At 57.9% G+C, this 15,460-nt stretch carries 9 protein-coding genes; 6 read left to right on the top strand and 3 right to left on the bottom strand.

From position 1 onward, the window contains the following. Nucleotides 1-18 precede the first annotated feature (18 nt). From G5195_RS08495 to G5195_RS08470, 6 genes are all read left to right on the top strand, one after another. Nucleotides 19-2,421 carry a GH92 family glycosyl hydrolase gene (locus G5195_RS08495; RefSeq protein ID WP_216978429.1) on the top strand — a complete coding sequence of 801 codons (2,403 nt, stop codon included), beginning with the start codon at nucleotides 19-21 and terminating at the stop codon, nucleotides 2,419-2,421. A 62-nt stretch (nucleotides 2,422-2,483) separates the two neighbouring features. Continuing rightward, nucleotides 2,484-5,006, top strand: a complete 2,523-nt coding sequence (locus tag G5195_RS08490; protein WP_421236030.1) for a GH92 family glycosyl hydrolase — start codon at nucleotides 2,484-2,486, stop codon at nucleotides 5,004-5,006. A 307-nt stretch (nucleotides 5,007-5,313) separates the two neighbouring features. Beyond that, entirely contained in the window at nucleotides 5,314-7,752 is a 2,439-nt protein-coding gene (locus G5195_RS08485) for a GH92 family glycosyl hydrolase (RefSeq protein ID WP_421236029.1), read from the top strand. Between the two features lie 442 nt (nucleotides 7,753-8,194). Beyond that, nucleotides 8,195-10,087, top strand: coding sequence for a PTS fructose transporter subunit EIIC (locus G5195_RS08480; protein WP_227342359.1), 1,893 nt, complete (start codon nucleotides 8,195-8,197; stop codon nucleotides 10,085-10,087). Nucleotides 10,088-10,322: 235 nt separating this feature from the next. Beyond that, the gene (locus tag G5195_RS08475; RefSeq protein ID WP_376902724.1) at nucleotides 10,323-11,075 is read left to right on the top strand and encodes a DNA/RNA non-specific endonuclease; all 753 of its coding nucleotides are present in this window, start codon (nucleotides 10,323-10,325) and stop codon (nucleotides 11,073-11,075) included. A 329-nt stretch (nucleotides 11,076-11,404) separates the two neighbouring features. Continuing rightward, nucleotides 11,405-12,508 carry a YdcF family protein gene (locus tag G5195_RS08470; RefSeq protein ID WP_111899504.1) on the top strand — a complete coding sequence of 368 codons (1,104 nt, stop codon included), beginning with the start codon at nucleotides 11,405-11,407 and terminating at the stop codon, nucleotides 12,506-12,508. 82 nt (nucleotides 12,509-12,590) lie between these two features. On the opposite strand, the gene G5195_RS08465 is transcribed toward G5195_RS08470, so the two are convergent. From G5195_RS08465 to cyoE, 3 genes are all read right to left on the bottom strand, one after another. Then, nucleotides 12,591-12,965 (bottom strand): DUF805 domain-containing protein, encoded by a 375-nt coding sequence (locus G5195_RS08465; RefSeq protein WP_421236028.1) that lies wholly within the window; start codon nucleotides 12,963-12,965, stop codon nucleotides 12,591-12,593. Nucleotides 12,966-13,025: 60 nt separating this feature from the next. Further along, the gene (locus G5195_RS08460) at nucleotides 13,026-14,396 is read right to left on the bottom strand and encodes an MFS transporter (RefSeq protein ID WP_421236027.1); all 1,371 of its coding nucleotides are present in this window, start codon (nucleotides 14,394-14,396) and stop codon (nucleotides 13,026-13,028) included. Nucleotides 14,397-14,557: 161 nt separating this feature from the next. Then, nucleotides 14,558-15,454: a heme o synthase gene (gene cyoE / locus G5195_RS08455; protein ID WP_216978421.1), complete on the bottom strand. Its 897-nt coding sequence runs from the start codon at nucleotides 15,452-15,454 to the stop codon at nucleotides 14,558-14,560. Between the last annotated feature and the right edge of the window lie 6 nt (nucleotides 15,455-15,460).

The following is a 15,460-nucleotide window of genomic DNA, read 5'->3' as shown; positions in this document are numbered from 1 at the left end:
CTCAAAAATGGAATGACCATGTTCAAGTGCAATCTTCTTTCTCTTGCGGTGATTGCCGCACTGACCGGTGGCATCGCCGGTTGCAACAGTGAGAGCGAGTCTACCGCTATCGAGAAACCGGTAACTCCGGTTGTCGATCTGTCGGTACTGAAATACGTTGACCCCATGATAGGCACCGCCGCATCAGGCCACACTTTCCCCGGTGCCACCCGCCCTGCCGGCATGGTGCAGCTCTCGCCGGATACCTTTATTGGCTCCAACACCGATCACGAGAGCGGACTCAACCCCTGGCACTCAGCCTCCGGCTACTGGGACTCTTCCAATTACCTCACGGGCGAGATCGTCGCAACCGATGTTCCGCTCTACGGCTTCTCCCATACCCATCTCTCCGGCACCGGTGCCACCGATCTGGGCGACATTCTGGTACTGCCCTACGCCGAGATGGCCGACGCCCAGATAAACGCCTTTGACAAAACCAATGAGCACGCCAGCGCCGGTTATTACAAAACCAGACTGAACAAGGGGGAGATTGAGGTTGAACTGACCACCACCAAACGAGTCGGTTTGCACCGTTACACCTTCGCCAAAGGAGCGGATCGGAATGTGAAATTCGATCTGGGTCATACCCTGCTGAACAACAACGGCCAATCGCTGAAAAACAAAATCGAAGTGGTGGATGAGTACACCCTGCGTGGCCGCAAAACCTCCACTGGCTGGTTCCAGGGACAGAACCATCAGGGCCAGAACATCTTCTTCTACGCCAAATTCAACCAACCTGTGGCCAGGGCCATGCTGGGCGAGCAGGACAAGATGCCCACCCGGGAGATGCGCCCCAACAGCGTCTATCAAGGGGATGACCTGACCGCCTACCTCAATTTTGGCCAGGGTGACCAACCGCTCGAGATCCGGGTCGGTATCTCGGCGGTGAGCTGGCAAGGAGCACAGAAGAATCTGGAGGCGGAAGCCCCCACCTTTGATTTTGCCAAGGTGAAGTCAGACGCAGAATACGCGTGGGCCGAAAAGCTGGCAACACTCAAAACCGAAGGGGGGACGGAGACCGAGAAGACCAATTTCTACACCGCTCTCTACCACATGATGATCGCCCCTATCGAGCTCTACGATGTGGATGGCAAGTATCTTGATATGCAAGGCACCCTGCGCACCCTGCAACCTGGCGATACCCCCAACTACTCCATCTACTCGACCTGGGATACCTTCCGCGCCGTTCACCCCATGTGGACCATCATGGACCCGCCACAGGCGACTCTCTACGCCAAGGATCTGATCCGCAAATCCAACGTGGAGTTCGGCCTGCTGCCCAAATGGGAAGGCCACGGCTCGGAAACCGGCACCATGATTGGCTACCCCTCGGCGGCCATCCTTGCCGATGCGGTGACCAAGGGGCTGATCGATGCGCAAGAGGCACTGGAAGCCTCGGTCAAATCGGCCCACTACCGGCCTGCCGATTACCCGCAGATCCATGACGACATCCTGAGCTCGCTGATGGCCGGTCAGCTCAGCTATCACGAGAAAGAGCAGTGCGTCCGTTATCCCAACTGGAACTCGGTCTCCTACTCGCTGGAGTTCTCTTTCTACGACTGGACCATCGCCGAGATGGCGAAAGCCGCGGGCGACATGACTACCTATCAGGAGTTCAAGGCACGATCCTACAACTCGCTCAAACATTGGGATCCCCAGGCTGGCAATGCCGATGGCAAAGGCTTCTTCGTACCGACCGAGCTGAAAAACGGTGACCCGTGCGCCCTGAAATACGCGCCAGCCGATTTCGATCCCTACAAGTCGGATGCCTTCTACTACACCGAGGGCAATGCCTGGCAGTGGCAGTGGTCCTTCATGCAGGATCTCGACAAGCTGACCGAGATCATGGGCGGCCAGCAGGGACTGAACGACAAGCTCGACAACCTGTTCAACGCCGACCCCAACGGGGGCGAAGCACATCAGGACATGACCGGTTACATCGGGCAGTACATTCATGGCAACGAGCCCTCACACCACGTCATCTATCTCTACAATCGCACCGCCCAGCCCTGGAAAGCGCAGGAGTACCTCGACCGGGTCTATAAGGAGTTCTACAAAACCACCCCGGATGGCCTGATCGGCAATGAAGACGTCGGCCAGATGTCGGCCTGGTACATCATGAGTGCCATGGGCTTCTATCAAATCTCCCCGGGCGACCCGACCTACACCATCGGTCGTCCCATCTTTGACAAGGTCACCATCAACCTGCCCGACGGTCAGTTCAACGTGGTAGCGCAGAACAACAGCCCGGACAACCTCTATGTCAAAGAGGTCACCATCAATGGCAAGCCACTCAACCAGTACAACACCTTCGCCCACAGCGAGATCCGTCCCGGTGGTGAGCTGCGTTTTGTGATGACCAACCAGCAACCGACCCCGTAACTCTACAAGCGGCAAGCCACCCGGCTTGCCGCTTTTTCATCTCCGGAATTTGAGGAACAACAATGTTCAAACCCCACAAGCTGGCCATCATGGTGACAGCCCTGCTTGGCCTCTATGGCTGCAACACAAATGATGAGACTACTGACAATGGCCGTCCCGATAATGCCCTGCAGGTGCTGCAATATGTCGATCCGCTGATCGGCACCGATGGGCTGGGCAATGTCAATCCGGCCCCGGTCATGCCGGAAGGGATGATCCAGCCGGGCCCGGACAACTGGAATCCGGCCAACTGGAATGGCAAGGGATCCCCTTCCGACTATCACCACCATCTGGCCAAGCTTTCCGGCTTCAGCAGCACCCATATCTCGGGGGCAGGCAAGGGGGATCTCAATGATTTCGCCTTCTTGCCCTTCATCGGCAGCAATACCGACCCGGTCACCATCAACAAGACGAGCGAACAGTCGGAAGTAGGCTATTACAAAGCGGATCTGGTGGAGACCGGCATCAAGGCCGAACTCACTGCCACCCAGCGGGTCGCCTTCCACCGTTACAGCTATCCGGCGGGTGAAGATCGCAAAGTCCAGCTTGATCTGCAGCACGAGCTGCTGGAGCAGTACGGTAACCACTCCCGCAATATTTACTTCAAGCGGGTGAGCGACAACGCCATTGCCGGAGCCAGAACCAGCAACGAGTGGGGGCAGTGGCAGACGGTCTTTTTCTACGCCGAGTTTTCCGAGCCGTTTGTGGATCAGATCCTCTATGTCGATGGCAAATTGAGCAACGACACCGAGGTGGGGTTGGCCGATTACATCGGGTATGGCGAAACCAGACCCCGGGTACGGGATGTGGTGACCCAGCTCAACTTTGCCAAAGGGGAACGGCCCATCACCATGAAGATGGCCATCTCGGGCACCGGCATTGAGGGGGCCATGGCCAACCTGCGCGCCGATGAACATGACTACCGCTTCGATCAGGTGGTGCAGGAGAACAAGCAGGCATGGGCGAAAGTGCTCAATAAGTTCACCCTGGAGGGTGGCAGCGATGCCGACAAGACGATGTTTTATACCTCGCTCTATCGCACCTACATCGCCCCCTTCGTCTATCAGGATGTGGATGGTCAATATCGCGGAATGGATGGCAAGGTGCATCAGGCCAAGCCGGGCTTTACCAACTATTCGGTCTACTCCATGTGGGACACCTTCCGCGCCGCCCACCCATTGAAGACCATCATCGAAAAAGAGCGATCCATCGACTATGTGCACGATCTGCTCAACAAATATAAAACCGGCGGCATCATGCCCAAATGGGAGCTGCACTCCGACTATACCGGCGAGATGGTCGGCTACCCGGCGGTCTCCATCATCGCCGACGTCATCGTCAAATACCCGGATGCATTCACACAGGAAGAGATAACGCTGGCGCTGCAGGCGGCCAATGTCTCCGCCAACTTTGACCTCGCGCTGACCAAAAGCTGGGTGCCCTATCAGGATCCCTGGAACGGCGACAAGCGCTTCACCGTGATGACCCGTCACGGCCAGTATGCCGAGCAGCACGGCTATGTCCCCGCCAACGTCAAACTCAAGCCGGAAGAGGGCGGCATGGCGCAGGACAAGTACGATGAACTGGTCAACGAGTCCGTCTCGTACGGTGTCGAGAATGCCTACTATGACTGGTGTATCGCCCAGCTGGCCCGACTGGCTGGCGACAAATCTGCCGAGAACCGCTATCTGGCCCGGGCGACTACCTGGCGCGCCTATTTTGACTACAACCCGGCGCAATATGGCAAATATGGCGCGACCGGCTTTATGCGCCCCAAAAATTACGATGGCAGCTGGGTCAACAATTACCCCTCCTGCGCCATCGATGAAAACGGCAATCCCGTTACACCACCACAAAACTGTGACACCAACGACAGCAGCCGTTATGACATCTTCTGGCCCTATCGGGCCGAGCACAGGGGGCAGGACTTTACCGAAGGCAACACCTGGCAGTGGAGCTGGTTTGTTCCCCACGATATCGAGGGGCTCAAAGAGGTGATGGGGGGCGAGGAGGGATTCCGGAAGAATCTGGATGCCCTCTTCACCGCCAACTCCAACGCCGATACCTCGCAAGGGGATATGACCGGCTATATCGGCCAGTTCGTGATGGGTAACGAGCCGGATCACCATGTCCCCTACCTCTATAACTGGACCAGAGAGCCGTGGAAAACCCAGGAGTATGTGGATCAGGCGGTACGCAGCTTCTTCCACCCGACCACCACAGGGCTGATTGGCAATGAGGATGTGGGGCAAATGTCCGCTTGGTACATCATGAGTGCGCTGGGCTTCTATCAGGTCACGCCGGGGCTCCCGGTCTACACCATAGGTCGGCCACTGTTTGACAAGGTGACCATGGATATCGATGGCGGAAAATTCACCGTGATCGCCGAAAACAATGGTCCCCAAAATATCTATGTGGAATCGGTCACCATCAATGGCAAACCGTTGGGGGAAAACCTGACGTTCAGCCACAGCGATATTCGGGCTGGTGGTGAACTGAAATTTATCATGACGGCGCAAAAACCGATCCGCTCAGATAATAAATAACCATCATGCATTATCAATATATGTTCAGGCCCAAAGCTTCCTTTGGGCCTCTTTTTTTGTCGACTCACCAAGCACCTCAAAAAATATGAGATGTTGCATCAGATGATGCGCAGATCACAAACAGACTGCCTTGCCACAAAAATCTAGTGAATGACACTTTTTTACTCTGTCGATGAAACAGATGGCATGGGAATAATAGTACTCGCCGGGATCAATGCCATCGAGCACCAATATTGCTCAGGGATCGCTCCGGTCTCATAAAAATAGATCATGACTGCTCACCCTCTACCCGATGGAGCCGCTCAATATGTTCAAGAAAAATATTCTGGCCATTGCCCTGACCAGCACAGTAGCCATGTTATCCGGCTGCGATTCAGATAACAGCAGCGACAATAACGACGATCAAAAGCCAACGCCAACCAATGTGTTGCAATATGTGAACCCATTCGTTGGCACTGGCTTTAACGGTCACACCTTTCCCGGCCCTGTGGTACCGGAGGGCATGGTGCAACTCTCGCCGGATACCGAGTTGATAGGCTGGCACTCCTCCTCCGGCTATCACTTTGACAAAGATACCCTGTTCGGATTTTCCCACACCCACCTCTCAGGCACCGGCATGGGGGGGCTGGGGGATATTCTGTTCCTGCCCTTTACCGAAGATAAATCCAAATACATCGAGCAAAGCGATGATTACCGCAAAGCCATCTCGGTCAAAATGGACAAAAAATCCGAGCAGGCCGAGCCTGGCTACTATGCGGTGCGCATCGCCGAGAATGGCATCAAGGCCGAGCTGACCGCCTCCGAGCGGGTGGGCTTTCACCGCTACACCTATCCGCAGGGGCAACCCCAACGGCTGAAGATCGATTTGAACTCGATCCTCAACAGCGACTGGGGATCGAGTTCGCTGCGCAACAAACTCACCGTCAGCGAAGATGGCTACACCATCACCGGCGAACGAGATGCGACTCACTTCTCCGGCTGGGCGAAAAACCAGAAGATCTTCTTCCACGCGACCTTCGACAAGAAGATCAAAGAGGTCTACATCCTCGCTGGTGGTGTACCGGTAGAGGGCTTGAGCGCCGAGCACAAGGCCAAATCCAAAGCGGATGTCACCGCTTACGTCGAATTTGAAGAGGGCGGTTCCGCCCAACTGAACGCCAAAGTAGCCCTCTCGGCGGTCGATGCCACCGGCGCACGGAACAACTACCAGGCCGAAGGGGATGTTTCGTTTGACGAGGCCCGCGCCAACGCCCGCGAGAAGTGGGCCAACGCCCTCAATTTCACCATCGAGGGGGGCAGCAAGGAGCAACACGAGATCTTCTACACCGCCCTCTACCACACCAAGATCGCCCCCATCGTCCATCAGGATGTGGATGGCAACTACCGCGGCATGGGCAAAGGGGCGCAGGCCAAGGGGGAAGGCAACTACTCCATCCACTATGGCCAGGCAAGCGAAGATCAGCCCAACTTCTCGATCTACTCACTGTGGGACACCCAGCGAGCGCTGCACCCGCTCAAAACCATCACCGAACCTACCCGCGCCGTGCAATATGCCAAAAACCTGATCCAGAAGTATCTGGAGAGCGGCCTGCTGCCCAAGTGGGAGCATCTGGGGGATGAGACAGGCACCATGGTGGGCTATCCGGCAGTAGTGGTGATTGCCGACGCCATCACCAAATACCCCGATGCCTTCACCGCGCAGGAGAAAAATTTGGCGCTCACGGCCGCCATCGACTCCTCCACCTATACCAACTACCCCATGCTGGCGACCGAGTGGGACAAGGCGGTGCTGGACAAGACCCTGACCAACCACATCGATTACATCGAAAAGAACGGCTTTGCCCCGGCAGTGCAGCGGATCGACGGTCAGCCCGTCTTCGCTGACTACACCCTCGAGTCGGTCTCCTACGGTCTGGAGAACGCCTTCTATGACTGGGCCATCGCCCGGATCGCCAAGGCGGCCGGCAACCCGGCGGCCGAAGCGCGCTATCTGGCCCGTTCTAACGGCTATCAGCGCTACTTCGACCACAATACGGCCGAATACGCCCAGTACGGGGTGACCGGTTTCATGCGTCCGGTGATGATCGATGGCGCCTTCATGACGCCGTTTGATCCCTATGGCACCGAACATGAGACCGGCAACTATACCGAGGGCAACGCCTGGCAGTGGACCTGGTTTGTGCCCCATGACATCAAGGGTCTGAAAACCGCGATGGGCGGAGAAGAGGCCTTCAAGCAGAATCTGGACGCCACCTTTGCCGCCGAGAGTCAGGGGTCGGAGACCGCTGACATGACCGGGATGATGGGTCAGGTGGCCTTCGGCAATGAACCCTCCCACCATATTCCCTACCTCTACAACTGGACATCGGAGCCCTGGAAAACTCAGGAGACGGTCGACTACATCCTCGACACCATGTACTCGAACACCCCGGCAGGCATCATAGGCAACGAGGATGTTGGCTCCATGTCTGCCTGGTATGTGATGTCAGCACTTGGCTTCTATCAGGTGAATGCGGCAGACCCCGTTTACACTATTGGCCGCCCGCTATTTGCCAAAGCGACCATCCCGGTCAAGGGGGGAACCTTCACCATCATCGCCGATAACAACAGCGCCAAGAACCGCTATGTCCAGTCGGTCACCATCAATGGCAAACCGCTCAAGGATGGTCTCTTCTTCGAGCACAAGGAGTTTGTACCGGGGGGCAACCTCCACTTCGTGATGGGCGATACCCCGCCACAAAAGTAACGGTCGATAGCATTGAAGTGACATTCAGCACACAACTTGAAAATGTCACTTTGTGATACCCGACGGCCCACGCCAGATGGATTGATAAAATCCAATTAGCGCTGGGCCATTTTATTTTCCAGTGGGAAGCCCTGGTTCAGCCATTAACCCGTTTTTCTCAAATCAGCCTTAAATCGGGTAATAAACCGCAAAAAATGGCGGTAAATCCCATTACAAGGGTTTTTCTGTCATATCTTGACCGCTGTCACATCCTGCCATTAATTAAACAAAAACCACTACTGAGTTAAAGATCAACACTTTGCGAGCTGGATCACACCAGCAAAACCATGCAACAAAAATCCAGTTATTGCTACATTCATCGCCTGTCCAACCCTACCCTTGAGGGCAATAATGAGCCCAATTCGCAACGCATGACTTAGCCCTTACAGGGAAGGAGAGTGAGATGTTACCCACCATGACCAACGGCAGACTCATCTGCCTGGAGTTGAAGGCCACCAGCAAGGAGGCTCTGTTCGACGAGATGGCACAGATGCTGGCGCGCGATGGCGCCGTGTCTGATCAACAGCAATTCGTCAAGGATATCTGGGCCCGCGAGCAGCTGGACTGCACCGGCTTCGAGCAGGGTGTCGCCCTGCCCCATGCCAAGAGCAAGGCGGTCAGTCGTCCGGCCATTGCCATCGGTGTCAGCCGTCAGGGTATCGAGTACGGCGCCGAAGATGGCAAGCCAACTCAACTGATCTTCATGATCGCCTCCCCGGATGGCGGCGCCAACCACCACATCGAAGTGCTGGCCGAGCTCTCCACCCGTCTGCTGGAACCGGGCTTTATCGAGCAGATGAAAGCCGCCACCACCGTCGAGCAAGCGCTGACCCTGCTCAAGCAAGGCCCGAAAGTGCAAAAACCGGCCCCAGCCGCCAAACCGGCTGCCACTGCACCGGCTGAACCCGAAGAGCGCACCTTCAAGGATCGCCTCAATACCATGAAGCAGCACCTGCTGTTTGGTACTTCCCACATGATCCCTTTCATCGTGGCGGGCGGTGTGCTGCTCTCCCTGTCAGTGATGATGAGCGGCAAGGGCGCCGTGCCGGAAGCGGGCTTCCTCAAAGACATGGCAACCATGGGGATCGCCGGTCTGACCCTGTTTACCGCCGTGCTGGGTGGCTATATCGCCTACTCGCTGGCTGACAAGCCGGGCCTGGCCCCGGGCATGATCGGCTCCTGGATTGCCGTTCAGCACTATCAAACCGGTTTCCTCGGCGCCATTCTGGTGGGCTTTATCGCAGGTTTCGTGGTCAATCAGCTCAAACGGATCAAGCTGCCTGACTCCATGACCTCCCTCGGTTCCATCTTCATCTATCCGCTGATCGGTACCTTTCTGGTGTGCGGCATCGTGATGTGGGGGATCGGTGCCCCGATCGCCGCCATGATGGAAGGGATGAACCACTGGCTCTCCAGCATGGCGGGCTCAGGTAAAGTGATGCTGGGTGCCATTCTGGGTGGTATGACCGCCTTCGATATGGGCGGCCCGGTCAACAAGGTTGCTACCCTGTTTGCCCAGACTCAGGTCAACACCCAGCCCTGGCTGATGGGCGGCGTCGGTATCGCCATCTGTGTGCCGCCGCTCGGTATGGCACTGGCTACCCTGATGTCTCCGAAGCGTTACAAGAAAGAGGAGCGTGAATCCGGCAAAGCGGCCGCCATCATGGGCATGATCGGTATCAGTGAAGGTGCCATCCCGTTTGCCGCTGCTGACCCCATGCGCGTTATCCCGGCCATCGTCGCAGGCGGCATCGTCGGCAACATCACCGGCTTTATGATGCACAGTATCAACCACGCCCCTTGGGGTGGCTGGATTGTCCTGCCGGTGGTTGAAGGCAAGATGGGTTACATCCTGGGTACCATCCTCGGCGCTCTGACCACCGCCATCATCGTCAACCTGCTGAAGAAGCCGGTGAGCGAAGAAGATGACGTCACTACCACCCAAACCAGCTTCGAAGTCATTGAAGCGGAAGGGGAAGCAGACGTTCTGGCCATCACTGCCTGCCCGTCTGGCGTGGCCCACACCTTCCTGGCCGCCAAGAGCCTGCAGAAGGCCGCTGCCAAGCAGGGGATCAAGATCAAGGTCGAGACCCAGGGCGCCAACGGCATCATCAACCGCATCACCGCCAAGGATGTCGCAAACGCCCGCTGCGTCATCTTCGCCCACGACGTGGCGATCAAGAACCGCGAGCGCTTCACCAATATCGAGGTCATCGATGTGAAAACCAAAGAGGCGATTCACAATCCGGAAGCACTGCTGGCCCGCACGCTGGGCAACAAGGCAAACGCCGCCTGATAACCGTCAGACTCCACCTATAACAAGGGGCCCATCACTGGCCCCTTTTCGTTACCTGCTAAGCAACCGCATATCATCCCACCGACCAAGCCACTGATTTAAAACATATTAACCAGTCACATCACGGTTCTTGGCGAGCCGTCACAGAACGGTGACGTGTAAAAAAACAGCAATTGAAGCGCTAGTCAGATCTCATGTCAAATGGCTCCGCCTACTAAACTGGAGCATCACAAAAATGATAAAAATCAATAAATTGGTTCTGGCTGTTACCCTCACCCTCACTGCCACCCCCTTGCTGGCAGCACATTGGGAGTGCGGTGAGCACGTGCGCTTCGGCCTGCCCTCCGAATCGGATCAGAAGCTCTGCCGTGAAGGGTATGCCGTCGGCTACAACTACGACTACAAGGTGGCAGACTGGGTCTCCTACCGGATGACAGCCCAGAGCGCACAGGGCACAGTGCCGCGCAAGGATGCCTTCGCCGAGGACAGGGAGGTCCCGGTTGCCTACCGCGCCACCCTCTCCGACTACAAGGGCTCGGGCTACGACCGTGGCCATCAGGCCCCGGCGGGGGACATGAAATCGAACAAGAACACCATGAAAGAGAGCTTCCTGCTGAGCAACATGACACCGCAGATCGGGGTGCTCAACCAGAAGGCGTGGCGCGTGCTGGAGGACAAGGTGAACAAGTGGGCGGTCTCCCGCAAGGATGTGCAGGTGATCACCGGCCCCATCTTTACCGGCTCTGAAGAGTCCATCGGTCAGGGTGTGGCGATCCCGAGCGCCTACTACAAGATCGTGATGGACCCGGCCAGACTGCAGGCCATCGCCTTTATCATGCCGCAGGAAGAGGTGCCCATCAGCCAGATCGCCGACTACCGGGTCTCGGTACGTGAGGTGGAAGAGCAGACCCAGCTCAACTTCTTCAGCGATATGCCCGAAGAGCAGCAAGAGACCCTGGAAGCCCGCATCTCCCCGATGTGGAACTGACCGCGAACACTCGTCAACAGATGGATTGACACCCCATCTGTCTTGCATCGCGATAGATAGATAGAGGAAGGGGCCAGCGCCCCTCCCAGCAGGGGGAGTCACGCTCCCCCTGCCCTGTTCAGATGGCTGCTGACCCGTTGCGGCCATTTTTGCGGCCACAGGTGTGGCATCACCCGACGACTCGCCCCGACTCACAGTTTGCCGCACCGTTAACTGGTATATTGCCCTCTCTTTGGCACTAACAGACTGAATTGACGCACATTTGCCTTATCCCATCGGCCCGCAAACCGGAGCCCACGGCGCGATTCAGCCCGACAGAGGACCTTTTGATGAAACAGACCCTTCTTGCCCTCACCCTCGGCGGCCTGTTGGCGCTCTCGCCCCTCGCCCTGCAAGCGGCCGAGAGCTCGATGCAAATGGAGCACGACCTCAATACCCTGGTCAGCAAACGCCAGGCGGTGGACATGTTGCTCGGCGAAGCGCTGCAGATCTACAAGTCGCCAGCCAAAATCTCCCACGCCGGTTTTACCGCCAAAATGCCGAGCAATATGGAGCTGGTGACCGAGCGGCTGCTGGCCGCCTACCAGCTTGAGCCCTACCGCACCGACCTGCTCATCTCGGCGGCCAACGCACAGATCTACAACGGCAACCTGAGCCGCGCCATCACCTTGCTGGAGCAGGCGCAGGCCGTCGCCCCCGATGATCTCGACATCAACAGCTATCTCGCCATCTGGCAGCTGGTGAAGGGTAACAAGGAGGCTTCCCGCAGCTATCTGGCGAAAGTGGCGGATCGCAACAGTGGCCGCGCTGCCGATCTGGAGGAGATCATCGCTCGGGTGCAGCGGATCACCGCCGCCCCGCTGCAGACCGAACTAACCGAGGATCAGGTCAAGGCCAGCAGGGAGGGCAAACGCGCCATCGTCACCCTGGGCTACGCCCTCAATCCCGACGGCAGCATGGACAAGATCCTGCTGGGCCGGCTGCAAACCACCCTTGAGCTGGCCAAGGCCGACCCGGAAGCGCTGATCATCCTGACCGGCGGCGTGCCCCAGAACCGCCAGACCGAGGGCAAGCTGATGGCCGACTGGCTGGCCAACCACGGCATCGATCGCAGCCGCCTGATTGAAGAGAACTACGCCACCAGCACGGTGGATAACGCCCTCTACAGCGCCTATGCCCTCGCCCGCCACCAGATTGACTATGCGGTGCTGGTGAGCTCAGCCAGCCATGTGCGCCGCGGTCAGACGGTGCTGGAAATCGCCTGCGACCAGATTGGCCCAGCCAACATCAAGGTGGCGAGCGTCAGCTACCCTGACAAGCCCCTCGAGGAGCTGGCCACCCCGAGCGAGAGCGAGCTGCTCGGCATCTACCGCGACGCCCTGCGCACCTACGGCATGTGGAGCTACCGCTCCGCCCCGCTGATTGAGCGTTGATCGGCCATCAAAACGAAAAAGAGAGGGAGGCGTGATGCCTCCCTCTCTTTTTATTGATCGATGATTGGCCAAGCCGCGCCCGTTAGCTGACGATAAAACCCTGCGAGGGGGCCGCTTTGGGATCATCACCGAAGCGGTTTGGTCCCTGCTGACCGTTGCAAACCATAAAGTAGATAAGCACCAGAGTACCGATAATGGGGATAAGCCCGAGCAGCAGCCACCAAGCGCTGCGGTCGGTATCGTGCAGGCGACGGGCCGCCACCGCCAGCGAGGGCAGCAGCACAGCCAGCGAATAGATGGAGCTGAGCAGCTCCTTGTCGCCGCCAATCAGCTTGTCCACCATGCCGAGCAACAGCATGACGATGACGTTGCACAGCACAAACATCCAGTATTCGGTGCGACGGGCCCGTCCGCTGAATACCGCATATTGCTTGAGGACCGAGAGATACCAGTTCATTGCGCCTCCAGACTGTTTTCAAAAACAAGTAGTTGCAGATCCGAACCGAGCTTAGCGCGATCAGTGTCCGGCGTCGATCACCAGCTGCTCCAGATCCTGGCGACTGACCCGTTTGCTGTCCACCTTCACATAGAGCGAACGTTCCTTCCGTGCCAGCAGTACATCGTTCACCCCATCGCAGGCACGGAGTTTCTGCTCCAGTGCAGGGCTCGCCTCCACCCCTTCCGGTAACAGGATGCGCAGACTGCTCACATAGGGGGGCTCCTGCATGGTGAGGCTGACCCCGAGCCAGACAAGGGCCAGCGCAGAGCAGCCGCCAAACACCAGGGCGCCACCACCCAGACTGTAGAGCAGGCCCCCCAGGCTGCCACCGATAGCCACTCCGATAAACTGGCTGGTGGAGTAGATCCCCATGGCCGTCCCCTTGTAACCCGGTGGCGACTCCTTGCTGATCAGGGATGGCAGCAACGCCTCCATCACGTTGAAGCCGATGAAGAAGAGCTGCAGGCCGGCGAGCAGGCCCCACAACTGCAGGCCAGCCTGCCACAGCACCACTTCGGCGCTGAGCATCACCAGCACGCAGATCTGGAACACCAACTTCATCTTTCTGCGCGTCTCGGCATAGATGATGAAGGGCACAACGCTGACGAAGGCGATCAGCATGGTGACCAGATAAGCCTGCCACTGGCTGTCCCGAGGCAGACCCGCTTGCTCCAGCAGCGGCGGCAACGCCACGAAGCTCGACATCAACAGGGTATGCACGCACAAAATGCCGAGATTGAGTTTGAGCAGGCGCGGATTGGTCAGCACAGTGCGCATCCCGCCCCTGACCATGCCGGACTCTCGATTGAGCAGATGAGTTGTCGGTGTCGGCACCAGCCAGAGGGTGACGGCGATGCCCCCCAGCGCCAGCAGGGCGATGAGCCAGAACAGGCCGGAGAGTCCCAGCGCATGAGTAATCAGGGGGCCACTCACCATGGCAATGGCGAAGGTGATACCAAAGCTCACCCCGATAAAAGCCATCGCCTTGGTGCGGTTCTGTTCGCGGGTGAGATCCGACAAGAGCGCCATCACGGCCGCCGAGATGGCGCCGCTCCCCTGCAGGGCGCGGCCGAGGATCACGCCCCAGATAGAGTGAGTCAGCGCAGCGATCACACTGCCAAGAGCAAACACCAGCAGACCGCCGATGATGAGTGGCTTGCGGCCCACCTTGTCGGAAAGCAAACCGAACGGGATCTGGAACAAAGCCTGGGTCATGCCGTAGATGCCGATGGCCAGGCCAATCAGCGCCTCGGAGGCACCGGCCAGCGACATGCCATAGGTAGTCAACACCGGCAGAACCATAAACATGCCAAGCATGCGCAGAGAGAAGACGGAGCCGAGCGCCCAGGTGGCACGGCGCTCGCCCCTCGTCATGGTGAAATCATTCATGATGGCCTCGATAGTTCAGGGAACAAGGAAGAGTCAAGGGGTGGCCGACACGCACCATGCCACACCCTACACAGGGGAAAAGTACCCGATGGGCGGCCCCATAATAACAGAGCCGGGAAGGTTCCCGGCTCTGGATCTCGTGCAATCGGAAGCAACGCACACTATCGGAGCAACATGCTCACCAGCGCCACAGGCTCGGCCTCTGGCTGGAAGTCTACCGACATCATGACACTCAGACAGGTAATGGTGACGATGGAAAACATAAACAGCTTGCGCGCCCAGAGAGCATCATCAACCAGCTGTTTGTAACCCGACAGCGCCATCCCCAGCCACCAGACACTCACCGCAGTGGCCACCACCAGATACTTGTAGCCGGCGTAACCGCCGAGGAACAGCATCAGGGTCGGCACCATAAAGGCCAGGATGTAGAGGGTAATGTGGTGCTTGGCCACCGAAATTCCCTTCACCACCGGCAACACCGGAATGTTGGCCGCCTGATAATCCTTGAAGCGGAAAATGGCGATCGCATAGGAGTGCGGCATCTGCCACAGGCTGAAGATCGCCAGCAGGATCAAGGCCCCCGAGTCGAACTGACCGCTCACCGCACAGTAGCCGATGACCGGCGGCGCGGCGCCGGAGAGGCTGCCCACCAGGGTGCCGTAGACCGAGTGACGCTTCATGTAGAGGCTGTAGACCCCCACATAGACAATGAAGCCCAGCACCGCCAGCAGAGCGGCCAACGGATTGGCCGCCCAATAGAGCAGTGCAATGCCCGCCATGCCAAGCGCGGTGGCGTACCAGAGCGATACGCCGGGGGCGATCAGCCCCTTCACCAGAGCACGGTTCTTGGTGCGCTCCATGATGCAGTCGATGTCCCGGTCGATGTAGTTGTTGAACACGCAACCGGAGGCCACCACCAGCGAAACACCCACCATGGTCAGAATGAACAGGGGCAGGTCCAGGCTTCCTTTTGAAGCCAGCAGAAATCCCCCGATCACCGAGATGAGGTTGCCGAAGATGATGCCCGGCTTGGTCACTTGCAGGTATTGCTTCATCATTGCCAG

This window comes from Aeromonas sp. 601039 (assembly GCF_049174415.1).
Lineage (GTDB): Bacteria > Pseudomonadota > Gammaproteobacteria > Enterobacterales > Aeromonadaceae > Aeromonas > Aeromonas veronii_A.
The sequence above is the reverse complement of the archived record's forward strand: the minus strand, read 5'-3'. Positions and strand labels throughout refer to the sequence as shown.

Excerpts from the sequence above, each read along its gene's own strand:
- G5195_RS08460 (WP_421236027.1), bottom strand. The coding sequence starts at position 14,396 with ATGAATGATTTCACCATGACGAGGGGCGAGCGCCGTGCCACCTGGGCG.
- cyoE (WP_216978421.1), bottom strand. The coding sequence starts at position 15,454 with ATGATGAAGCAATACCTGCAAGTGACCAAGCCGGGCATCATCTTCGGC.
- G5195_RS08465 (WP_421236028.1), bottom strand. The coding sequence starts at position 12,965 with ATGAACTGGTATCTCTCGGTCCTCAAGCAATATGCGGTATTCAGCGGA.
- G5195_RS08470 (WP_111899504.1), top strand. The coding sequence starts at position 11,405 with ATGAAACAGACCCTTCTTGCCCTCACCCTCGGCGGCCTGTTGGCGCTC.
- G5195_RS08480 (WP_227342359.1), top strand. The coding sequence starts at position 8,195 with ATGTTACCCACCATGACCAACGGCAGACTCATCTGCCTGGAGTTGAAG.
- G5195_RS08485 (WP_421236029.1), top strand. The coding sequence starts at position 5,314 with ATGTTCAAGAAAAATATTCTGGCCATTGCCCTGACCAGCACAGTAGCC.
- G5195_RS08475 (WP_376902724.1), top strand. The coding sequence starts at position 10,323 with ATGATAAAAATCAATAAATTGGTTCTGGCTGTTACCCTCACCCTCACT.
- G5195_RS08490 (WP_421236030.1), top strand. The coding sequence starts at position 2,484 with ATGTTCAAACCCCACAAGCTGGCCATCATGGTGACAGCCCTGCTTGGC.
- G5195_RS08495 (WP_216978429.1), top strand. The coding sequence starts at position 19 with ATGTTCAAGTGCAATCTTCTTTCTCTTGCGGTGATTGCCGCACTGACC.